Source organism: Dyella sp. CR10 (genome assembly GCF_055814425.1).
Map to the genome: position 1 here is coordinate 3,961,372 of NZ_CP185986.1, position 20,123 is coordinate 3,981,494.

Annotated in this window: 17 protein-coding genes; 6 read left to right on the forward strand and 11 right to left on the reverse strand. The window is 67.6% G+C overall.

What is annotated here, in order from left to right; translation table 11 throughout:
* Nucleotides 1–16: 16 nt before the first annotated feature.
* Nucleotides 17–1,492: an anthranilate synthase component I gene (gene trpE / locus ACNR9O_RS17890; protein ID WP_473686334.1), complete on the reverse strand. Its 1,476-nt coding sequence runs from the start codon at nucleotides 1,490–1,492 to the stop codon at nucleotides 17–19.
* Between the two features lie 163 nt (nucleotides 1,493–1,655).
* On the opposite strand from trpE, the gene ACNR9O_RS17895 reads away from it, so the two are divergent.
* Nucleotides 1,656–2,822, forward strand: coding sequence for a hypothetical protein (locus ACNR9O_RS17895; RefSeq protein ID WP_473686332.1), 1,167 nt, complete (start codon nucleotides 1,656–1,658; stop codon nucleotides 2,820–2,822).
* 4 nt (nucleotides 2,823–2,826) lie between these two features.
* Here ACNR9O_RS17895 and ACNR9O_RS17900 read toward each other — a convergent pair whose 3' ends face one another.
* The 6 genes from ACNR9O_RS17900 to ACNR9O_RS17925 form a co-directional block, all read right to left on the reverse strand.
* The gene (locus tag ACNR9O_RS17900) at nucleotides 2,827–4,854 is read right to left on the reverse strand and encodes an ATP-binding protein (protein ID WP_473686330.1); all 2,028 of its coding nucleotides are present in this window, start codon (nucleotides 4,852–4,854) and stop codon (nucleotides 2,827–2,829) included.
* Nucleotides 4,855–4,951: 97 nt separating this feature from the next.
* A complete protein-coding gene (pdsR, locus tag ACNR9O_RS17905; RefSeq protein ID WP_473686328.1) occupies nucleotides 4,952–5,641 on the reverse strand; it encodes a proteobacterial dedicated sortase system response regulator in 690 nt (229 codons plus the stop codon).
* A gap of 397 nt (nucleotides 5,642–6,038) precedes the next feature.
* A complete protein-coding gene (locus tag ACNR9O_RS17910) occupies nucleotides 6,039–6,740 on the reverse strand; it encodes a hypothetical protein (RefSeq protein WP_473686326.1) in 702 nt (233 codons plus the stop codon).
* 255 nt (nucleotides 6,741–6,995) lie between these two features.
* Nucleotides 6,996–7,661 carry a ribulose-phosphate 3-epimerase gene (gene rpe, locus ACNR9O_RS17915; protein ID WP_473686324.1) on the reverse strand — a complete coding sequence of 222 codons (666 nt, stop codon included), beginning with the start codon at nucleotides 7,659–7,661 and terminating at the stop codon, nucleotides 6,996–6,998.
* Nucleotides 7,662–7,786: 125 nt separating this feature from the next.
* On the reverse strand, nucleotides 7,787–8,587 hold the full coding sequence (gene djlA, locus ACNR9O_RS17920) for a co-chaperone DjlA (RefSeq protein WP_473686322.1): 801 nt from the start codon (nucleotides 8,585–8,587) through the stop codon (nucleotides 7,787–7,789).
* Complete coding sequence (locus ACNR9O_RS17925; RefSeq protein ID WP_473686320.1) at nucleotides 8,584–8,895, reverse strand: c-type cytochrome; 312 nt, start codon at nucleotides 8,893–8,895, stop codon at nucleotides 8,584–8,586. Before ACNR9O_RS17925 ends, djlA begins: the two co-directional genes overlap by 4 nt.
* Nucleotides 8,896–9,010: 115 nt before the next feature.
* Between ACNR9O_RS17925 and ACNR9O_RS17930 the strand changes: the two genes are divergently transcribed.
* Genes ACNR9O_RS17930 through ACNR9O_RS17940 form a run of 3 tightly spaced genes read left to right on the forward strand, consistent with a single transcriptional unit; the run spans nucleotide 9,011 to nucleotide 10,823 of the window.
* A complete protein-coding gene (locus ACNR9O_RS17930) occupies nucleotides 9,011–9,907 on the forward strand; it encodes a phosphoribosylaminoimidazolesuccinocarboxamide synthase (RefSeq protein ID WP_473686318.1) in 897 nt (298 codons plus the stop codon).
* Between the two features lie 35 nt (nucleotides 9,908–9,942).
* Nucleotides 9,943–10,410, forward strand: a complete 468-nt coding sequence (locus ACNR9O_RS17935) for an Mpo1 family 2-hydroxy fatty acid dioxygenase (protein WP_473686316.1) — start codon at nucleotides 9,943–9,945, stop codon at nucleotides 10,408–10,410.
* A complete protein-coding gene (locus tag ACNR9O_RS17940) occupies nucleotides 10,407–10,823 on the forward strand; it encodes a hypothetical protein (protein WP_473686314.1) in 417 nt (138 codons plus the stop codon). Before ACNR9O_RS17935 ends, ACNR9O_RS17940 begins: the two co-directional genes overlap by 4 nt.
* 56 nt (nucleotides 10,824–10,879) lie before the next feature.
* Here the strand turns inward: ACNR9O_RS17940 and ACNR9O_RS17945 are convergent, their stop codons facing one another.
* The 3 genes from ACNR9O_RS17945 to ACNR9O_RS17955 form a co-directional block, all read right to left on the reverse strand.
* Nucleotides 10,880–13,003: a hypothetical protein gene (locus ACNR9O_RS17945; protein WP_473686312.1), complete on the reverse strand. Its 2,124-nt coding sequence runs from the start codon at nucleotides 13,001–13,003 to the stop codon at nucleotides 10,880–10,882.
* Nucleotides 13,004–13,041: 38 nt separating this feature from the next.
* Nucleotides 13,042–14,370, reverse strand: a complete 1,329-nt coding sequence (locus tag ACNR9O_RS17950; protein ID WP_473686310.1) for an APC family permease — start codon at nucleotides 14,368–14,370, stop codon at nucleotides 13,042–13,044.
* Nucleotides 14,371–14,486: 116 nt separating this feature from the next.
* Nucleotides 14,487–15,170: a type 1 glutamine amidotransferase domain-containing protein gene (locus ACNR9O_RS17955; RefSeq protein WP_473686308.1), complete on the reverse strand. Its 684-nt coding sequence runs from the start codon at nucleotides 15,168–15,170 to the stop codon at nucleotides 14,487–14,489.
* A gap of 198 nt (nucleotides 15,171–15,368) precedes the next feature.
* Between ACNR9O_RS17955 and dinB the strand changes: the two genes are divergently transcribed.
* Nucleotides 15,369–16,463: a DNA polymerase IV gene (gene dinB / locus ACNR9O_RS17960; protein ID WP_473686306.1), complete on the forward strand. Its 1,095-nt coding sequence runs from the start codon at nucleotides 15,369–15,371 to the stop codon at nucleotides 16,461–16,463.
* A gap of 78 nt (nucleotides 16,464–16,541) precedes the next feature.
* On the opposite strand, the gene ACNR9O_RS17965 is transcribed toward dinB, so the two are convergent.
* Nucleotides 16,542–16,775 (reverse strand): hypothetical protein, encoded by a 234-nt coding sequence (locus ACNR9O_RS17965; RefSeq protein WP_473686304.1) that lies wholly within the window; start codon nucleotides 16,773–16,775, stop codon nucleotides 16,542–16,544.
* A gap of 158 nt (nucleotides 16,776–16,933) precedes the next feature.
* On the opposite strand from ACNR9O_RS17965, the gene ACNR9O_RS17970 reads away from it, so the two are divergent.
* Nucleotides 16,934–20,098 carry a TonB-dependent receptor gene (locus ACNR9O_RS17970; RefSeq protein ID WP_473686302.1) on the forward strand — a complete coding sequence of 1,055 codons (3,165 nt, stop codon included), beginning with the start codon at nucleotides 16,934–16,936 and terminating at the stop codon, nucleotides 20,096–20,098.
* Nucleotides 20,099–20,123 lie beyond the last annotated feature (25 nt).

Below are 20,123 nucleotides of genomic sequence, written 5' to 3' on the forward strand. Positions count from 1 at the left end.
AGATCGCGGCGGCCGTTCAAAGGCCCTTCGCCGCCTGTGCCACCGCGCGGAACAGCGCGCGCCCCTTGTTCATGGTCTCTTCCCACTCGGCGGTGGGATCGGAGTCGTACACGATGCCGGCGCCGGCCTGCACGTGCAAGCGGCCGTCCTGGATGACCGCGGTGCGGATGGCGATGGCGGTATCCGCATCGCCCCACCAGCCGATCCAGCCGATCGCGCCGGCATAGATGTTGCGCTTGTACGGCTCCAGCTCCTGGATGATTTCCAGCGCGCGGATCTTCGGCGCGCCGCTGAGCGTGCCGGCGGGGAAGGTCGCCTTGAGCACGTCCATGTAGTTCACGCCGTCGCGCACCCGGCCCTGGACCTGCGAGACGATGTGCATCACGTGCGAGTAGTGCTCGATCACGAAGGACTCGCTCACTTCCACGCTGCCGGTTTCGCTGATGCGGCCGATATCGTTGCGACCGAGGTCGATCAGCATCACGTGCTCGGCGCGCTCCTTGGGATCGGCCAGCAGTTCGGCCTCCAGTGCGCGATCTTCTTCCTCGGTGGCGCCGCGCTTGCGCGTGCCGGCCAGCGGGCGCACGACCACCTTGCCGTCTTTCAGGCGCGCGAGGATCTCCGGCGAGGAGCCCACGATCTGCGTGCCGCCGAGGTCGACGAAGTACATGTACGGCGACGGGTTGAGCGCGCGCAGCGCGCGATATACGTCCACCGGGCGCGCGTTGAAGCCCACGCTCAGACGCTGCGACGGCACCACCTGGAAGATGTCGCCGGCGCGGATGTATTCCTTCGCGCGCTCGACCATCGCCTCGAATTCCTCCTTGGTGAAGGAGGATTTGAAATCGCCCTCGTCCAGCGCGACCGACTGGGTCAGCTGCGGATACGAGGCACCGCCCTGGCGCAGCCGATAGACCAGCGCGTCGAGACGGCGCTGCGCTTCGGCATAGGCGTGCGGCTGCGCGGGATCGGCGTGCACGATCAGGTACAGGCGACCCTTGAGGTTGTCGAAAACCGCCACTTCCTCGGCCAGCATCAGCAGCACGTCCGGGGTACCCAGCTCGTCGGCGCGGTCCCAGCGGGCCAGGCGCGGCTCGATGTAGCCGATGGTCTCGAAACCGAAATAGCCGACCAGTCCGCCGCTGAAGGCGGGCAGCTGCGGCAGGCGCGGCACGTCGTACTGCCGGCGCAGCCGCTCGATCTCGCCCAGCGGGTCATCCAGGTGGCGGCGCTCGGTGACCTCCCCGCTGTCCTCCACCTCCAGCTCGTGGCCGCGCAGGCGGTACACGCGACGCGCCGGCAGGCCGATGATCGAATAGCGTCCCCAGGTGGCTCCGCCCTCGACCGATTCGAACAGGAAGGTGTACGGGCCATCGGCCAGTTTCAGGTACACCGACAGCGGCGTGTCGAGGTCGGAAAACACCTCGCGCACCAGCGGGATGCGCGTGTGCCCCTGGGCGGCCAGCGCGTCGAATTGCTCTCGGGAAATCACGTCGGGGGAGTCCGGGAAGCCATGCGGAAAACGTAAAGGCGAGCATTGTAGGCACAGCCGCGCGGCGAACCGAAGAGGCGCCTTGCTCGCGCTTGTGGCCCATCGGCGTCGCGCCTAACCTTGGGCGGGTCGGCGCATGGTGTCTTGCGCCTGGGGGATGGTTATGGACCAGTACTGCCTCGTGCTCACCGGCCGCCTGCTCGAAGGCCAGGATCCGGCGACGGCGCACGCGCGGATGGCCGAGGCCTTCGGCATGGAGGGCGCCGACTTCCGCCAGCGGGTGTTCGAGCGTGCGCCGCTGCTGATCCGGCGCGAACTCACCCTGGAAGAGGCCCAGGTCCAGGTCGCTCAGCTGGCGCAGATGGGCGTAGAAGCCCGCGTCGAACCCGACGAGGCGCCGCTGGTATGGCTGCTGCGCCGCGGGCAGATCCGCGGCCCGGTTCCCGAATCCGCGCTGTCCCGCTACGCCGAGGACGGCGATCAGTGGTGTCACGACGGCGGACAGCAGTGGTTCCCCTGGACGCCGCCCGCCGCGGATGCTTCGCCCTTGCCACCGCCGCTGCCGGAAGCGACAACGGCAATGCATGCCGAGCCGCCCCCGATGCCGCCCGCACGCCCTTCCTCGCCACCGCCGGTATCGGGCTGGGCGATCGCCGCTTTAGGCCTGGCCGTGCTCGGCCTGTTGTGGCATGCCGTGGCGCCGATCGCGCTGCTGCTTGGCCTCGCCACGCTGCTATGGCTGCTGCGCCGCCCCGCAGCGCGCGGCCGCGGCTGGGCGATCGCCGCGCTGCTGATCGGCGCGGTCGGCCTGGCCATGTGGCTGCAGCGTCCCGCGCCGCCGCCGGCCGCCGCCGTGGCCCAGCCCTATATCGCACGCCCGCTGCAGCCGCTGGGGCGAGCCGGCGATGAGGAAGGCGAGCAGGCATCCGCACGCGCCGAAGCCGGTCAATGCTCGGCCGCGGCGCCCGCACCGCGCAGCGACGAAGACCGCTTTCTGCTGACCGGCGGCCAGCGCCTCCTCACCGGCCGCGCGCAGCGCAAGGGCGACACCTATGTGGCCGAGGCGGCCGCCAGCTTCGATGGCGCTTGCCATCCGGAGAGCCTGCAGCTGTATGTGTTCCGCAGCGGCGTATTCGTCGGGACGGCGCTGGAGAACGCCGTGAGCGCGGCCAGCGCGAAACTGGCGGACTTCCAGCTCGCCGATGATCAGCACCTCAACGTGACGCTGGTGCCGTGCAAAGGCGATGCCTGCGGCGCGCCGAGCACGCAGCAGGTGCAGCTGCTGCACGATGCGGGCGGATGGGTGGTGCGGCAGGTGACGCAGCGCTGACGCTTTAGAGCCGCTGACGCGGCATGCCCTGCAGGCGCAGGGTGAACGCGACGCCGCTGCCGTCCTCCAGGTTGCGCGCCGAGGCCACGCCATGGTGGCGCTCGGCCACCAGCCGCACGACGTACAGACCCAGGCCCAGATGCGGCACGTCGCCGGGCCTGGCCTTGTCGCGCAGGCTCACCAGCGAATCGAACAAGCGGCCCTGCATCGCCGCCGGCAAGGGATCGCCCTGGTTGGCCAGTTCGATCTCCGCGCCATCGCCGGCCGGGCGCAGGCTGAGCCGCATCCAGCCGTGCTCGGGGGTGAACGACAGCGCGTTGTCGAACAGCTTGTCCAGCGCCTGCGCGATCAGCTCGGGCGCGCAATGCAGACGCAGCGGGCCATCCGACAACACGCAGTCGAGCCGGCGCGTGCCGGCCAATGGCCGGTACGCCTCGGCGCAGCCGCGCACCACTTCGGCCAGATCCACGTCCTCCGGCTCGGCGGCGGCGATGGCGCGCTCCATCCGGCTGGCCTCGCTCATCGCGCGCACCAGCGTGCCCAGGCGCGCCACGCCGTCGCGCGCGCGCGCCAGGTAGGGCGCCGCTTCCGGCGGCATCGCGTTGCTGTCGAGCAACGAGTGCTCGAGGTTGTCCAGCGAGGACTTCACGATCGCCAGCGGCGTGTTCAGTTCATGGGAAAGCTTGGAGGCGAGCGTGCGCAAGTAGTCGGTGTAGCCGCCCACCACTTCGAACAACCGCTCGAAGCTGCGCGCCAAGTCGCCGATCTCATCCTGCGCCTCCGTCATCGGGAAGCGCGCCAGCATCTGGCCATCCAGACGGCCATCGTTGGCCTGCGCCCGCTCCGCCGCATCGCGCAGGCGCGACAGGCGGAAGCTCAGCCGCGTAGCGAAGGCCAGCAGGATCGCACCGGCGACCAGCAGGACGCCGAAGCTGGTCGCCAGCAGGCCGAGCAGCGCGCGGTTGGCCAGCAGCGGTACGGCACGGCTGGATTGTTCCAGCAGCAGCACACCCTGCACCTTGTCGCCCTGCTCCACCGGTACCGCCGCGGCGAGCACCACGCTGCCGCGCGCCTCGCCCTGCCGCCATAGCGTGGTGGGCGCGCCGCCGCCGGCAACCTTCACCTCGTCCACGTCCAGGCGCGGCGCATCGTCCGTCCAGGGCTCGGCATCCTCCAGCTCGTTAGCCAGCAGCGAGCGGTAAACCAGCGATGCGAACCAGCCCGGCTGCTCGCCAGCGCGCATCGCGGTGTTGCCCAGGCGCCCGCTGCGCGCCAGCAGCCAGCCCTGAGGCGACAGTACGCGCGCGCGCACGTTGTCCGGAGCCAGTTCGGCGAGCTCTTTGCTCAGCGCGGACGAATAGCCGAGCAGCGGATGCATCGTGACCGCCTGCGGATCGCCATCCGGCGCGGCCGCGTCGTAGATGCCGACACCCAGCGCATCGAGGCCCAGCGAGCGAGGCAGGCGTAGCTCCACGCGATAGCCGCTGCCGTCCTCCTGCCACTGCGCCACGATCAGATCAGGGAAACGCTGCACGGACGGATCGAGCGGGAGCGCCGTCACCGGTCCCGGCGCGGCGCTGGCCAGCAGATAGCGCCGCTGCTCGGCGCCCTTGCGCAGACCGAGCACCAGGTGATCGGCGGCCAGCGCGTTGGCGTCACTGGCGTCGGCGCGCGTGCGGTGCGTGCTGCGCACGTCGACGTAGAGGTAGAGCCAGTCCTTGTCCTTGGCCAGCAGAAGTTTGCCGCGCCCCTCCAGCGGCTGGCCCCACGGCGTCAGCGGCGCCCAATCGTCGCCGTAACCGTCCACCGTGATCGGATTGACCGCCTCCTGCACGTACCAGCCCGGCCCCGGCGGCGGCAGCGGCGCATGCGTGACCACGAGGCTGCGCGCCACCGCGCGCGCCGAGGCCACCAGCGCCTGAGCCTGTCCTTCGCGCAGCAGCGTCTCCATCTGCCGCACGTACAGCCAGCCGGCCACGGGCAGGGCCAGCGTGCAAAGGGCAACGAGGAGGAGCTTGCGGCGGAGGGTCATGGATGTTGAGCGGGAGCGGGAGCCGGGGAGCACGGCATAGTGGCGGCACGCAGCGTGGACGCGCCACCCCTATGCCTGATTCATTGTCCCCATGCCCTCAGGGACGCCAACGATATCCCACGCCGTGCACCGTCTCGATCGCATCGAACTCCGGTGCCACCGCGATGAACTTCTTGCGGATGCGCTTGATGTGCGAGGTGATGGTGGCGTCGTCCACCACCAGCTCGGCCTCGCGCATCAGCTGGTCCCGGTTCTTCACGTGACCGGGGAAGCGCACGAGCGTGTGCACCATCCAGAACTCGGTGACGGTCAGCGGAATCTCCTCGCCGTTCCAGGTCACGCGCATGCGCTCGGATTCGAGCTTCAGCGGACCGTGCTCGATCACCGTTTCGCTGGAAGCCGGCGCCTTCATCGACTCGATGCGGCGGAACAGCGCGGCGATACGCGCCGCTAGCTGATGCAGGCTGGTGTCCTTGCTGAGATAGTCGTCGGCACCCAGGCGCAGGCCGGAGATCACATCGAAATCCGAATCGCGCGCGGTGAGGAAGATGATCGGCAGCGTCGCCGACTTGGCGCGCAGCTCGCGGCAGAGGTCGAAACCGCCCTCCGGCTCATCGCCCAGGCCGATGTCGATGATCACCAGTTCGGGCAGCCGCGCGGCAAACGCGCTGGAGGCATCCTGGCGGGAGCCGTAGCCGCGGGTGTCGTAGCCGAAACGGTTGAGCGCCTCGACGTAGTTGGCGCGGATGAGCGGTTCGTCTTCGACGATGGCGATGTGGCGGCCCATGGGTCACTCCCTGTCTGACAATGGTGCGCAGCGTGCATGGCGGGCTCGCGGCGCGCAAGGCGGGGGGGCGTGCTGCCCGCGTTTTGTCAGACGCTGTCGCGGGCGTGCCCGTTCCGTGCCGCGCGGCGCGCAGGGCGCGGGCGCCTCATACGCAGCACCTTCACCCAGGCTGCGCTGTCATGACCAAGCCCGAACCCACCGATCCCAATGCCGAACTGCGCGGCTTCGAACCCCTGCGCGTGGTGCTGGCTCTCGGCGCCCTGCTGCTGGGCCTGGTAATGAGCATGCATTGAACCCCTTCTAACCGTGGAAGGCGGCGGATGCAGACGGAGTTGCACCGCCGCCGGGGACAGGACGCCCCACTTGCGACCCCGCCCCTGGCGGGGTGTTTTTTTGCTCAGTGCTTTTCGCCGGCGGCGGCCGCGGGCACCACCGGCGCATCGCCAGGGCTCTCTTTTCCGACGGTCACCGTGCCGCGCCAGTCGCCGAGATTCTTCATGGCGGCGTTCTGCAGCATGTTGGTCGCCGTCTGCGCGCTGCCGCCGACGTACTGGTTGCCGATCGCCATGCCGGCCATGCCGTCGATATAGATGGAGCCGCCGAACGCCGCCAGGTGCTGCAGCGACCGCATCTCGCGCGTGAACCGGCGATAGGCCCGCTTCGCCGCCACGTCATCCGCATACGTGCCACGCATGCGCTCCCATAGCTGCGTCGACGTGCTGCGTTCCTGCGGCGTGGCCTTCTGGTAGGCGGAGACGAACACCGCCTCATAAGTGGGGTCATGACGCTCCGCGGCCAGACGCAGCCAGGTCAAGCCCAGCGGGCGGTCCACCGGCGCGATGTCGCCGTTGAAATAGGCCACGCCCAGCGCATATTGCGCGGCCTTCTGCCCCCACTCCGCCGCCAGTCGGGCTTGCCAAAGGGCACGCTTGAAATCGCCGCCCTGCGCGCTGCGCACGCTTTCGCAAAAGTAGTATTGCCCGGGCAGGAAACGCTCCAGTCCGCCGGGACAGAACACCGGCCCGCTGTCTTCCGCGGTAGCCGGACCGCCGAGGGCGCCGAAGCCGAACAGCAGGAGTATCGCGACGATCTTGCGCATCACCCGCTCCCTCAGGTCCACGTAAGTTCGTGCGGCATGTTGCGCCTCGCCAGATCTGGGCGCAATAACTCGGGAACCTTTCCGAAACAGGCCGGTCAGAACTTGCGGTCGGCGCCGTCTCCATTGCCGTGGATTGCGCAGGAGCGCGGGGTGCCGGCCAGTGTGGTCTCCTCTGAACGTCGTTCCGACGTCTTATCCCGGCGCTTCCCCGCGCCGGGATTTTTATTGCGCGGAAGCCTCCGCGCCGCCTCGCGCTCAGCCCAGCCGGGTCCGCATCGCGTCGATCACGGCGCGGTAGTCCGGTGCGTTGAAGATGGCCGAGCCCGCCACGAAGGTGTCCGCGCCGGCCGCGCCGATCTCGCCGATGTTGTCCGCGGTGACGCCGCCGTCGATTTCCAGACGGATGGCGCGGCCGCTCTCGTCGATGCGCCGGCGCACCTCGCGCAGTTTCTCCAGCGCGTGCGGGATGAACTTCTGCCCGCCGAAACCGGGATTGACCGACATGATCAGCACCAGGTCGAGCTTGTCGAGCACATGATCGAGCCAGTTCAACGGCGTGGCGGGATTGAACACCAGGCCGGCCTGGCAACCCGCTTCCTTGATGAGCCCGATGGTGCGATCGACGTGTTCGCTGGCTTCCGGGTGGAAGCTGATCAGGCTGGCGCCGGCCTTGGCGAAGTCCGGCACGATGCGGTCCACCGGCTTGACCATCAGATGCACGTCAATCGGCGCGGTGACGCCGTAATCGCGCAAGGACTTGAGCACCATCGGCCCGATGGTCAGGTTGGGCACGTAATGGTTGTCCATCACGTCGAAATGCACCCAATCCGCGCCGGCGGCCAGCGCCTTGGCGGTGTCCTCGCCCAGGCGGGCGAAGTCGGCGGAGAGGATCGAGGGAGCGATGACGTTGGGCTGTTTCATGGGAACCGGGAATCGGGAATGGAGAATCGGGAATAGGAAAAGCCTAGCATCCGGCCTGCTTGCAGCCTGTCGATGCGGCAACGCCCGGCGATGGCGGGTAGAACGGAAGCGCCCGCCTCCGGCTCTCACTTGAACCCGCGTTCGGCCTTGATCCGCTCGTACGCCGCATTGATCTCGCTGGCCCGCGCTTCCGCCCGCTTGCGCATGTCCTCCGGCAGATCGCCGAGACGGTCGGGGTGGTGTTCGGAAATCAGCTTGCGATAAGCGCGCTTCACCGCGCGATCGTCGACGCTGCGCTCGATGCCGAGCACTGTATAAGGATCCGGACCGTTGGTATTGCGCTGGGGCGGCACATAGCCGCCATTGCCCGCGCCACGGCCGCGATAGCCGGCGCCGGCGTTCCAGGCATAGCCCTTCATCGCCATCAGCGCCATCAATTCCATGTCGCTGACACGCAACGCGAATGCAAGCTGGCGCAGGATGGCCATTTTCTCCGGCGGCGGGTTGCCCTCGGCGAGCACGGTCTCGATCACCACATCCAGCACGGGGAACGCATGATCGCGGCGCATGCCCACCCACTGGCGCAGGCCGTCGATGGCGGGCGTCACGTCGAATTCGGGCTGCTTGCCGGCATTGAACGCGCCGATAGCTTGCTTGCGCTGTTCGGCATCCAGGCCCATGCGCGACATCACGCGCTCGGCGATGGCGATTTCCGCCTCCGACACGCGTCCATCCGACTTGGCCACCGCGCCGAGCAGCGCGAACAGCGGCCCGATGTAGCCGCCGGCCTCGGGCGCACGCTGGCGGCCCTGCTGGCGCATGCTGTCGATCACGAAGCCGATCACGCCGCCCACCACCAGGCCCGGCAGGCCGTGCCCCAGGAACAGGCCGACGAAGGCCAGCAGCAGGGTCCAGGAGATGTTCATGGCTGCGCCTTGGCCGGTGGCTGCGCGCTGTACCAGCGGGCCAGTTCGTCCAGATCCGCCTCGCTCACCGGGCCGATCGCCGCCTGCATGATCGGCGCCTTGCGCCGGCCGTCGCGGTACTGGCGCAACGCTTCGCGCAGGTAGTCGGCCTTCTGGCCGGCCAGATGCGGCGCGCCGGGAATCTGCGCGATGCCGTTCTCGCCGTGACAGGCCGCGCACAAGCCGAGCCGGGCAGGCTTCGCAGGCGCGGCGGCATGGGCACAGAAACTGGCGGCCAGGGCGAGCGCCGCAATCGTCACGATTCGCATCGGCAACACGTGGGGGTCAAAGGGGAGCGATTCTAGCAGGCCCTTCGGGCCATCCCGGCCGGGCCACCGCTACAATAGACGGCTCGCCCCGCCCAGACCGTCCCAGGAGCCCGCCGTGCCCACCACTTTGCTGCAATCCGACCTGCCCGGCCTGGAGCTGATCCATCGCGGCAAGGTGCGTGACGTCTACGCGCTGCCCGGCAACCGCCTGCTGATCGTCGCCACCGACCGCTTGTCCGCGTTCGACGTGGTGCTGCCCGATCCGATTCCCGGCAAGGGCGAGATGCTCACGCAGATCTCCAACTTCTGGTTCGCCAAGACCGAACACCTGGTGCCCAACCACTTGCTGCACACGCCGCTAAGCGAGGTGCTGCCAGCCGGCACGGACCTCGCGCTGTACGAGAAGCGCGCGGTGGTGACGCGCCGGCTCAAGCCGGTGCCGGTCGAGGCGATCGCCCGCGGCTATCTGATCGGCTCGGGCTGGAAGGATTACCGGGCCACCGGCGCGGTGTGCGGCATCGCGTTGCCGGCGGGCCTGCAGCAGGCGCAGCAGCTGCCGGAGCCGATCTTTACGCCGTCCACCAAGGCCGCCGTGGGCGACCACGACGAGAACGTCAGCTTCGATGCGGTGGTGGCTGCCGTGGGCGCCGAGCTCGCCGAGCAGGTGCGCGAAGCCACGCTGACCATCTACAAGTGGGCCGCCGCCTATGCTGCCGAGCGCGGCATCATCCTCGCCGACACCAAGCTGGAGTTCGGCACCGACGAGCACGGCAAGCTGTACGTGATGGACGAGATGCTCACGCCGGATTCCTCGCGCTACTGGCCGGCCGACGAGTACCGGGTAGGCATCAGCCCACCGAGCTACGACAAACAGTTCGTGCGCGATTACCTGGAGACGCTGGACTGGAACAAGACGGCACCTGGCCCGCGCGTTCCCGCCGACGTGATCGCCAGGACCGAGGCCAAGTACGCCGAGGCGCTGCGCCGCCTGGCCGGCATCACGCTGGATTGAGCGACGCAGCGATGTCTTCCGCCGCCCGAACCGGCATGCGTCCCTGGCTGGACAGCTACGCCGACGATCATCGGCATCCGCTGAACCAGCGTCTGCACGAAATCTGCGTGCCGCTGATCCTGTGGAGCGCCATCGCGCTGCTGTGGACCGTGCCGGTGCCCGCCCTGCTCGGCCGGCCGGGCTTCTGGTCGGTTGCCGCGCAGGTGCTGGCGTTCGCGTGGTACTGGAAGCATTCGCGCCGCCTGGGCGGCGCGATGTTCGCGCTGTTCGTCGCGCTGGACCTGCTCACCGCCTGGATGTTCGGAACCTGGGGAGCGTCCACGCTGCGCTGGAGCGCGCTGGCCGTGTTCGCCGTGGCGTGGGTCGGGCAGTTCGTCGGCCACGCGGTCGAAGGCCGCCGCCCCAGTTTCCTGACCGATTTGTCGTATCTGCTGGTCGGCCCCGCCTGGCTGATGGACAAGCTGCTGCGCCGCCTTGGCCTGGGCGAAGAGCCCGCCGCATGAATACCCTCCTCATCCTGGTCAGCAGCCTGTTGTGGTGGGTGCTCTACAGCAGCATCGGCGCGCTGTTCGTCGCCATCGTCGCGTGGGCGGTGCTGCGCTGGATCGAGCGCTGCGCGGTGGTGTTCAACCGCACCTACATGGCCTGCCTGCTGTGGATGCTGCTGGATGTGATCGTCGTCGGCGCGGTCTTCATGAAGCATGGCGGCGCACCGGTGCAGGCCGACCCTCTTGCACTGATGCAAACGGCAGGCTGGCGCGCCTTCCTGGTGGTGAACATGCTAGTCGGCGCGGCTTTGTTATGGCGCCTCGTGCCGCGCGTCGATGCGCGGCGGATCAAGCCGACCAGCGCATGCCTCGCGGTGGCCGTCATCATGCTGGTCGCTTTCGGCATCGCCACCAGCCTGCTGGGCTGACGTAGATGGGGTAAGCGCAACGAATCCCAGGTTCGCCGCACTCACCCCAACCTGCACTAATGTGCGTTCGCCGCGTCGTTCGCTTTGCGCACCGCGTCCACGAAACTCTTGAACGGCAGGTCGGTGATGCCGACCAGACCGATGTGCGAGTTCTCGCCGTCGAGAATCCGGCCGCTGGGCGGCTGGTCGGTGTATTCGAACCAGTGTGCGCCCACGATGTCCGGATCCTGCGCCGCGGCCTGCACATAGCGCGCGTAGGCTTCGCCTCGCTGCGCTTCGTTCCACACTGACGCAACGCCCTTGCCGAACGGGCCGCGATCGTCCGAGCCGAAATGGAACTCGGTCATCATCGCCGGCTTGCCGAGCTTGGCGAGCGCGGCCATGTCCACGCCGTGCTGCGGCACGTCGACATAGGCGTTGAAGCTGATCACGTCGCAGTAGCGCGCGCAGGCGGCCACCGCCTCCGGCGTGTTCACCGCGAAGCGGCCGCCGAGGAACAGGTGATGAGGATCGTGCCGGCGCAGCGCTTCGGCGACGACACGGAAATACTGCTGCGCATACTGCGTGAGCCATGCGCTGTAATCCGCGCCGATCGCCGGATACGCCTCGCTCGGCAACGGCGCGGCATAACCGGTCGCCTGCATGGCATCCCAGGAAGCCAGCTCGATGCCCCACGCGGCGGCGAGCTTGGCCGGCTCGCCGTATTTGCGCATCAGCGCGGCGAGGAAGGCCTGCTTCGCATCGCTGCGCGCTTCGCCGCGCAGCGTGCCCAGCGCCAGGCCCCAGCGCCCCTGCGGGCCGCTGCCGCCCCAGGGCAGTTCGTTGTCGGCGAAGTAGCCCAGCAGCCAGGGATCGTCGCGCACATCGCGTGCCGCATTGGCCGCGGCGATATCCGCTGCCTGTGCGAAACGCGGGTCGAACGGATCGGGCATGCGCCCCCAGTAGTCGTAGCCGCTGGAGACATTGCCGAACACGCCCGCTACCTCGATCGAGCGCGTATAGGCCAGTCGATGCGCGCGCGCCAGCGACTCGTCGCTCCAGTTGCCCAGCGTATTGAAGCCCCAGGCCTGAAGGCGCGCGAGCGTGCGCGTACGCCAGGCGTCTTTCCAGTTCGCGCCATCGAGGCGATAGAGATTGGCCGCGTAGAAGTCGAACCAGCGTCCATGGTTGTAGCCGATGCCCGACGTGGCCGCCGCATCGGCCGAGCGGTTGTCGCCCGTGCCGTAGAACGCGCGCCACGCGCCGCTGTCGGGCGGCAACCCGACAAACATCCACTCGCGTCCCTCGACGTAACTGCGCTGCTCGGTCACCACCGCGTTCACGCCGAGCGAGAAGAACGCATGACCTTCCGGCGTCACCAGGTGCCAGCGGCCATCGCGCCGTTCGGCGCGAAACCAGCCCGTAGCCTTGAACGTCGGGACATCCAGGCGTCCGCCGTAGCGATCGCGCTGCGCGGCGGCCGGTGCAGAAGCCAACGACGCCTGGGCTTTCGCCTGCGCCGCGCGCAGGGCTGCGTCGCCGTCGATCTTCTCCGGCCATTGCCCTCGTGTGTACTGGCCGTAGCCATCGACGATGCCCGTATACGCGGCGCGCAGTGCCGCATCCGCGACGACCGTTTCCACGCGGCCGAACAGGAACGTCTGCGCCGCCTGCGGCGCCGGCACCGTCAGCCGCACGGCGGCCACCTTGTGCAGTTCAAGTTCGCCGCCGACCGTGGTCGCCACCAGCAGCCGCTGGCCGCCTGCCTCATATGGCATTGGTGGCGCTACCTGCATGCCCTGCCTGCGCGGCGAGGCGGCATGCAGCGGCACGATCACGGTCTGCGGCGGGCCTGCGGGCACGCCGACCGTTGCGTGCAAGGCCTGCTCGGCACCCACGCCTTCGATATCGATCTGCAACGTCACCGCCCACGCCATGCCGTTCTGGACGCGCAGGCGCAGCTCGCCCTGGCCCGACCAGTCCCAGGTGCCCTGTGCGGGTGCGATGCGCAAGTTAGGTGCGGCTGCGGGCTGGAAGATATACGGCAGCAAGTCGACCGCGCTGCCCGGCGTGCCACGCTGCACATGCTCCAAGGCGATGCGCGCGGAAGGCTGTCCAAGATCGTCCAGCTCTCCCGCGGCCGCCGGGGCTGCGCACAGGCAGGCCATGCTCCAGGCGATCAGCCGTTGCCACCGCTTCACAGGTATCTCCTACACCGGGGAAAGTGTGCCGGCCCTATTCATGCCAGACCGCGCCGCTGCCACGCGCGCCAGATGTAATACACCGGCGCGCCGAGCAGCACCAGCAGCAGGCTCATGCCTGCATCGCCGGGCGAATCCAGCGTGGTCGCGGCGATCACAGCCAGCACCGTTACCACGAACAGCAGCGGCAACAGCGGATAGAACGGCACGCGATACGGCGCAGGCTGCATCGCGAAGCGGCGCCGGTACCAGAACAGCGTGGCGATGCCGAAGGCGTGGAACAGCCACTCGCCCACGGTCGTGTAGTTGAGCAGCTGGCCGAAACTGCCGGACAGCACCAGCACGATCGCCCAGCCACCGAGCACCGCCAGCGCCACCTGCGGCGCGCGTGATTGCGGCTCGATCCGACCGACGGCGCGGAAGAACATGCCGTCGGCACCCATCGTCTGCAGAACGCGCGCACCACCAGCGATGGCGATGCTGCAGTAGCCGAAGGTGGAGCATGCGATGCCTACCGCCATGATGCGCGCGCCCGCTTCGCCGAACAGCCGGTGCATCAGATCCGCAGCCGGCGCGCGGCTGCCGGCCAGGCCCGCGTGGCCAAGACCGGCCAGATAAGCAAAGTTGACCAGCACATAGCACACCACCACGGCAGCCAGTCCGAGACCTAGCGCACGCGGCAGCGTGCGCTGCGGTTCGCGCACTTCGCCGGCGAGGTCGTTGAGGTAATGGAAGCCGCCATAGGTGAACAGCACTGGCAGCAGCGCGCCGAGGAAATCCCGCGGCCTGGCCGCGTGGGCCGGATCCGGCTCCAGCGCCGTACCCAGGTGCCCGCGCGCCAGCACCAGCGCGGTAGCCACCAGCATGGCGATGGCCGCGAGCTTGAGCACGGTGAAGACATTGAGCATGCGCGAACCGGCACGGATGCCGAAGAAATTCACGCCGACGATGAAAGCGATCGCGGCCGCAGCGACCGGCTTGACCCAGTACACCGGCAGGCCGGTCGCGGCGCAGAAGTAATCGGCGAAAGTGGTCGCCACTGCGGCCACGCTGCCGGGGTAGTTGATCAGCGCCATGGTCCAGCCGAACAGGAAGGCCGGCAGCTGACCGAAGGCCTCGCGCAGATAGATGTAGATACCGCCTGCCTGTGGCCTGCGTGCGCCCAGCTCCGCGTAGCACAGCACGCCGGTGAGGGTGAGCAAGCCGCCCACGGCCCACAGCGTCAGCAACTCCCAGCCCGATGAGGTGCGCTCGGCCACGGTGGAGGCGCTGCGGAAGATACCGCCGCCGATCACGCCGCCGATCACGATGGCGGCGGCGTCCCAGGTGCCGAGGCGGCGCAGATAAGAAGGAGAGGTGTCGGTCATGGCACCGACGATAACCCGGGAAGGCGCCTGATAACCGATGACCTGTGCCCTATGTGGCACAGCTATGGAGAGGAAGGGCGCCACGCGCGCCCTTCCTCCGGTACGGCATCAGGCGCTCAGCCGTCGGCGCGCAGCAGCGACAGCACGGCCTTGGCCGCCTCCACCGAGGACGCCGGATTCTGGCCAGTCACCAGATTGCCGTCAGTGATCGCGTAGGGATGGAAGTCGGCCGCCTTCGAGTACTCGCCGCCGGCCGCCTTGAGCATGTCCTCGACCAGGAACGGCACCACGTCGGTCAGGCCGACCGCGGCCTCCTCGCCGTTGGTGAACCCCGTGACGCGCTTGCCCTTCACCAGCGGCTCGCCCTTCTGGCGCGCATGGCGAAACACACCCGGACCATGGCAGACCGCGCCGACCGGCTTGCCGGCCGCGTAGGTGCGCTCGATCAGGTCGATCGAGGCCTTGTCCTCGGCCAGATCCCACAGCGGCCCGTGGCCGCCGGGATAGAACACGGCATCGTACGTGGCTTTCGCCGCTTCGGTCAGCGGCAACGTGCTGGCCAGCGCCGCCGTGGCCTTGGCGTCGGCGCGGAAACGCCGGGTCGCCTCGGTCTGCGCGTCCGGCGCGTCGCTCTTCGGATCGAGCGGCGGCTGGCCGCCCTTGGGCGAGGTCAGCACCACGTCGGCGCCGGCATCTTTGAATACGTAGTACGGCGCGGCGAATTCCTCCAGCCAGAAACCGGTCTTGTGGCCGGTGTTGCCGAGCTGGTCGTGCGAGGTCAGGACCATCAGTATCTTCATGGCAGCTTTTTCCTTGTTTCAGAAAGCCATCCTTGCAGGGTGGCCGGTAAGCGCGCGTGATCTGCGGGCGACACGCCCCCGTTCAATGCCGTCGCCGGATATCCGCAGGAATAGGCAAGCCCGCCGGGGGATCGAGCATGCCGCGCCATTCCATGCTTAACTTTCGCCGCCGCCACGTCCCCGACCCGCTCTACGTTCGTGTCCCCCGTCCAGCGCAAGATCATCCACGTCGACATGGACGCGTTCTACGCGTCGGTGGAGCAGCGCGACGACCCGTCGCTGCGCGGCAGGCCGGTGGTGGTGGCGTGGCGCGGTGCGCGTTCAGTGGTGTGTGCCGCCAGCTACGAAGCGCGCAAATTCGGCGTGCGCTCGGCCATGCCGGCGGTGCGCGCGGAACGGCTATGTCCGCAGGCGATCTTCGTGCCGCCGGACTTCAGCCGCTACAAGGCGGTATCGCGGCAGGTGCGCGAGATCTTCGCGCGGCACACCGACCTCGTCGAACCGCTCTCGCTGGACGAGGCCTACCTCGACGTCACCGCCACCAAGACGGCCCTGCCGTCGGCCACGGCCACGGCGGAAGCCATCCGCACGGCGATCCGCGAGGAAACGCAGCTGACGGCGTCAGCCGGCGTGGCGCCGAACAAGTTCCTGGCGAAGATCGCCTCGGACTGGAACAAGCCCGATGGCCTGTTCGTGGTTCGCCCGCAGCACGCGCTTGAGTTCCTCGCGCCGCTGCCCGTCGGCCGCCTGCCCGGCGTAGGCAAGGTGATGGAGGGCAAGCTCACCGCGATGGGCATCGCCACGGTGGGCGAACTGCGCACGCTCGCCGCCGAAGCGCTGGAGCAGCGCTTCGGCCGCTGGGGCCGGCGGCTGCATGAGCTGTCGCTGGGCATCGACGAACACTCGGTCGAACCGGATCGCCCCACCCTGCAGGTCTCGGCCGAGGACACCTTCGAGCACGATCTGACGCTGGACGAACTGGAGCCGCACATCCGCCGGCTCGCCGAAAAGACCTGGGCCGCACATCAGCGCGAAGCGGCAGGCGCACATGGCCGCATCGCACGCACCGTGGTGCTCAAGCTCAAGACCGCCGATTTCCACACGCTCACGCGCAGCCTCACGCCGCCGGTGTTGCCCGCCTCCGCGACCGATCTGGCCAATCTGGCCTGCGCGCTGCGCACCCGCGTGGCCCGCGACACCGCCAGCCGCTACCGACTGGTCGGCGTGGGCCTCTCCGGCTTTGTCGAGCGGGAGAGCTACGTGGCGCAACACGACCTGTTCGACCCGTCCTGAAAGGACGCCTCGGCGATCGATCCAGGACGCTCCCGGGGCTTTCGTGGTCTTGACGGACGCCATTGCAGGTAGTTTCGATCAAACAGCCATTTCGAAAAAAATTAGCTGCCGGTGTAGCCAGGGATAATCGAAAACCTGGAAAAAGAAGACCGTTTTTAAAATCGCCATTTCTTGCGCCTCGCATAATCGCCAGCAAGTAATTGCCGTTATTTCTGAAAAGTCAACGTCACCTAAAAATAACCATTGCGTCACGATTGTTTCTCTCGCTACTGTCGGCGCGCCCGCAGCGGCTAGCTTGCTTCTGGCTTGCATGCGGGATGGGGAGACTGACGCAGCCAATACGTTGTTAATCGACAGCCATCCGTGCGGCTCGAGCCCGCGGAACGGGATGCTGTTGCCGGTTCGTCAGGAGCAGAAACGATTGCCCGCCGCCACCGTGGTCACCGGGCTAACACCTAGGAGGGGAATAAATGTCGTACCGCAGTCATTACCGGGCTCTGCGCCAGCACCGTGCAGCCCTCGCCATCGCGGTAGCTCTCGGCCTCGGCACTGCAGCCGTCCACGCGCAAAGCACCGTAGGTTCCGTCTACGGCACCGCCGATCCGGGCGCCAAGGTGGAACTGGTCAACCTCGGCAGCAATCAGTCACGCGAGGTCACCGTCGACAAAGACGGCAAGTTCAACGTCAGCTCGGTACAGCCGGGCACCTATCGGGTGAACGTCACCGAGAACGGGCAGTCCACCAGTCGCGATATCCGCGTGGTGGCGGGCCAGGGCTTCAACCTCAACCTGGCGACGACCGCAGCCACGCCGGGCAATGCGCAGCAGCTGGGCGTCATCAGCGTGGTGGCCAATGCGCTGCCGGCGATCGACGTATCGTCGGTGCAGACCACCACGGTGCTCACCTCCGAGCAGATGAAGACCTTGCCGATCGCGCGCAACCAGACCTCGGTCGCGCTGCTCGCGCCGGGCGTGTCGCGCGGCGACAGCGCCTTCGGCAACCTCGCTTCGGTGAATGGCTCCTCGGTTGCCGAGAACAGCTACTACGTCAACGGCTTCAACGTCAGCAACATGTTCCAGAGCCTGACGTATTCGGCCGTACCGTTCGAGGCGATCGACCAGGAAGAAGTGCAGAACGGCGGCTACGGCGCCGAGTACGGCAACTCCACCGGCGGCGTGATCTCGGTGCAGACCAAGCGCGGCACCAACGAATGGAAGGGCGGCGCCGACATCACCTGGAATCCGCACTCGCTGCAGTCCTCGCAGAAAAACATCTACGAGAACAACGGCACGCTTTACCAATCCAACTCCGGCAACCGCAACTTCGTGGTGGGCAACGTGGCGAACGCCGGCGCGGGCGGCGGCGGCGGCGGCAACGCCACCGACTTCGACAGCCGCTGGAACGCCTGGCTGGGCGGCCCACTGATCAAGGACCAGCTGTTCCTGTTCGCCCTGGTCGGCGGCACCCGCACCACCGATGCCTCTTACGGCAACGCCCAGAACCTGGGCAGCCCGGGCTATACGGCCAACAAGTTCACCAACCCCACCTACCTGGTGAAGCTGGACTGGAACATCAATTCGAGCAACGTGCTGGAGTACACCGGCTTCGACAACACGACGCGCCAGACCAGCTCGATCTACCAGTACAACTACGACAGCAACAACCATCCGTATCACTACGGCTACCTCGGCCAGGTCCTCAACAAGACCGGCGGCATGAACAACATCCTGAAGTACACCTCGTATATCACGGATGACTTCACCGTATCGGCCATGTACGGCCAGACCGTCAACCATCGCTCCAACCGTGCCGTCGCCGCCAATGGCGTGCAGGAGTCGTACGACGGCAACATCTACAACGCGGTGAACGCGCCCGGTTGTCCCGGCATCACCGACAACCGCGACGCGGTGCTCAACGGGGTTCCCGGCGTCACGCCGTACACCGCCTACAGCTGCAGCTTCGCCGGCAATCTGGGCATCCCCAACAGCAAGGACACCACCAAGAACGCGCGCATCGATTTCGAGTACAAGCTCGGCGACCATGACCTGACCGCCGGCTGGCAGGAAACGCGCTTCAAGACGTTCAGCGGCCAGGCCCTGGAAGGCGGCGCCAACTTCAACTACTTCTCGATTCCGGCCGACTATCTGGGCTACGCGCCGACCGCGGCGCCGAGCGACAACATCGTGCAGGCGCTGCAGTTCTCCACGGGCGCCAAGGCCACGCTGCAGCAGAAGGCCTTCTACCTGCAGGACAAATGGCAGGTCACCAATAACCTGATGGTGCGCATCGGCATCCGCAACGACGGGTTCAAGGACCAGAACGGCCTGGGCCAGACCTACGTGAAGATGACCAACAGCTGGCAGCCGCGCCTGGGTTTCTCGTGGGACGTGCACGGGGATTCGTCGCTGAAGGTCTTCGGCAGCGCCGGCGATTACTCACTGCCGCTGGATGCCGAGGTATCGCTGCGCGGCGCGTCCGCGTCGATCTACGGCTACCAGTACTTCACCTACACTGGCGTCGACACCGCGACCGGCAAGCCGACCGGCCTGGCCCCGTTGCCGGCGTCGCTGCTCGCGTTCGATCCGTCGCTGGCGCCGACGTACTTCAACGGCGAAACCGGCGCCACGCCCAACCCGCATTCGTCTGCCGCGACCAACCTGCGTCCGTTCAAGCAGCGCGAGTTCATCCTGGGCGCGCAGCAGCAGGTGCAGAACTGGACCTTCGGCGCCAAGGCCACCTTGCGCAAGGTCATCAACGGTACCGACGACTCCTGCGACCTGCGTCCGGTGTACGCGTACGCCAACGCGCACTTCGGCACCAGCCTGCCGACCGACCAGCTCGGCTCGGTGGATCCCGGCTCCATCCCGGGCGGCTGCTTCATCTTCAACCCGGGCAGCAGCGCCAGCGTGCTGTTTCCGATCGATGCCAGCGGCAAGCTCTATCCGATCAACCTCACCGCGGCGCAGATCGGCGAGCCGAAGTACAAGCGCAAGTACGAGTCGCTGGAACTGACGGCCGAGCGCGCCTTCGACAACCAGTTCTATGTGAAGGTGTCGTACGTGTGGGCGCGCCTGTGGGGCAACACCGAAGGCCTGGTCAACTCCAACAACAAGCAGTCCGATACCGGTACGTCATATCTGTTCGACTACCCGGAACTGATGATCGGTTCCAACGGCTACCTGCCCAATGACCATCGCAACACGGTCAAGGCGTACGGCGCATGGCAGATCAACGACGAGTGGACCGTCGGCGCCAACGGCATGTTCCAGACCGGCCTGCCGATTAGCTGCTATGGCTACAACCCGGTAGACGCCAGCATCGTCGGCAGCTACGGCACCGGCAGCTACGACTACTGCGCCGGCAAGGTGGTACCGCAAGGCAGCGCCGGCCGCACGCCCAACATCTGGGAGCTGGACCTCAACGCGGCCTACAAGCCGCGCTGGATGAAGGGACTGACGCTGCGCGCCAACGTGTTCAACGTGTTCAACAAGCAGGGCGTCACCTCGGTGAACCAGCAGGGCGAATCCGGCCCGACCGGCGGCAACTCGCTGGTGCCCACCACCTACCGCATGCCGACCGCCTACCAGGCGCCGCGCTATGTGCAGCTGAACGCCGAGTACGACTTCTCGCTGTAAACGCACAAGCTGTCGCGTGGTACGG

Bases quoted from the DNA above. Each gene is read 5' to 3' on its own strand.
- ACNR9O_RS17935 (WP_473686316.1), top strand. From the start codon at position 9,943: ATGCGTCCCTGGCTGGACAGCTACGCCGACGATCATCGGCATCCGCTG.
- ACNR9O_RS17965 (WP_473686304.1), bottom strand. From the start codon at position 16,775: ATGCAAGCCAGAAGCAAGCTAGCCGCTGCGGGCGCGCCGACAGTAGCG.
- ACNR9O_RS17940 (WP_473686314.1), top strand. From the start codon at position 10,407: ATGAATACCCTCCTCATCCTGGTCAGCAGCCTGTTGTGGTGGGTGCTC.
- ACNR9O_RS17925 (WP_473686320.1), bottom strand. From the start codon at position 8,895: ATGCGAATCGTGACGATTGCGGCGCTCGCCCTGGCCGCCAGTTTCTGT.
- ACNR9O_RS17955 (WP_473686308.1), bottom strand. From the start codon at position 15,170: ATGAAGATACTGATGGTCCTGACCTCGCACGACCAGCTCGGCAACACC.
- ACNR9O_RS17895 (WP_473686332.1), top strand. From the start codon at position 1,656: ATGGACCAGTACTGCCTCGTGCTCACCGGCCGCCTGCTCGAAGGCCAG.
- pdsR (WP_473686328.1), bottom strand. From the start codon at position 5,641: ATGGGCCGCCACATCGCCATCGTCGAAGACGAACCGCTCATCCGCGCC.
- ACNR9O_RS17950 (WP_473686310.1), bottom strand. From the start codon at position 14,370: ATGACCGACACCTCTCCTTCTTATCTGCGCCGCCTCGGCACCTGGGAC.
- ACNR9O_RS17910 (WP_473686326.1), bottom strand. From the start codon at position 6,740: ATGCGCAAGATCGTCGCGATACTCCTGCTGTTCGGCTTCGGCGCCCTC.
- ACNR9O_RS17900 (WP_473686330.1), bottom strand. From the start codon at position 4,854: ATGACCCTCCGCCGCAAGCTCCTCCTCGTTGCCCTTTGCACGCTGGCC.
- djlA (WP_473686322.1), bottom strand. From the start codon at position 8,587: ATGAACATCTCCTGGACCCTGCTGCTGGCCTTCGTCGGCCTGTTCCTG.
- rpe (WP_473686324.1), bottom strand. From the start codon at position 7,661: ATGAAACAGCCCAACGTCATCGCTCCCTCGATCCTCTCCGCCGACTTC.
- ACNR9O_RS17970 (WP_473686302.1), top strand. From the start codon at position 16,934: ATGTCGTACCGCAGTCATTACCGGGCTCTGCGCCAGCACCGTGCAGCC.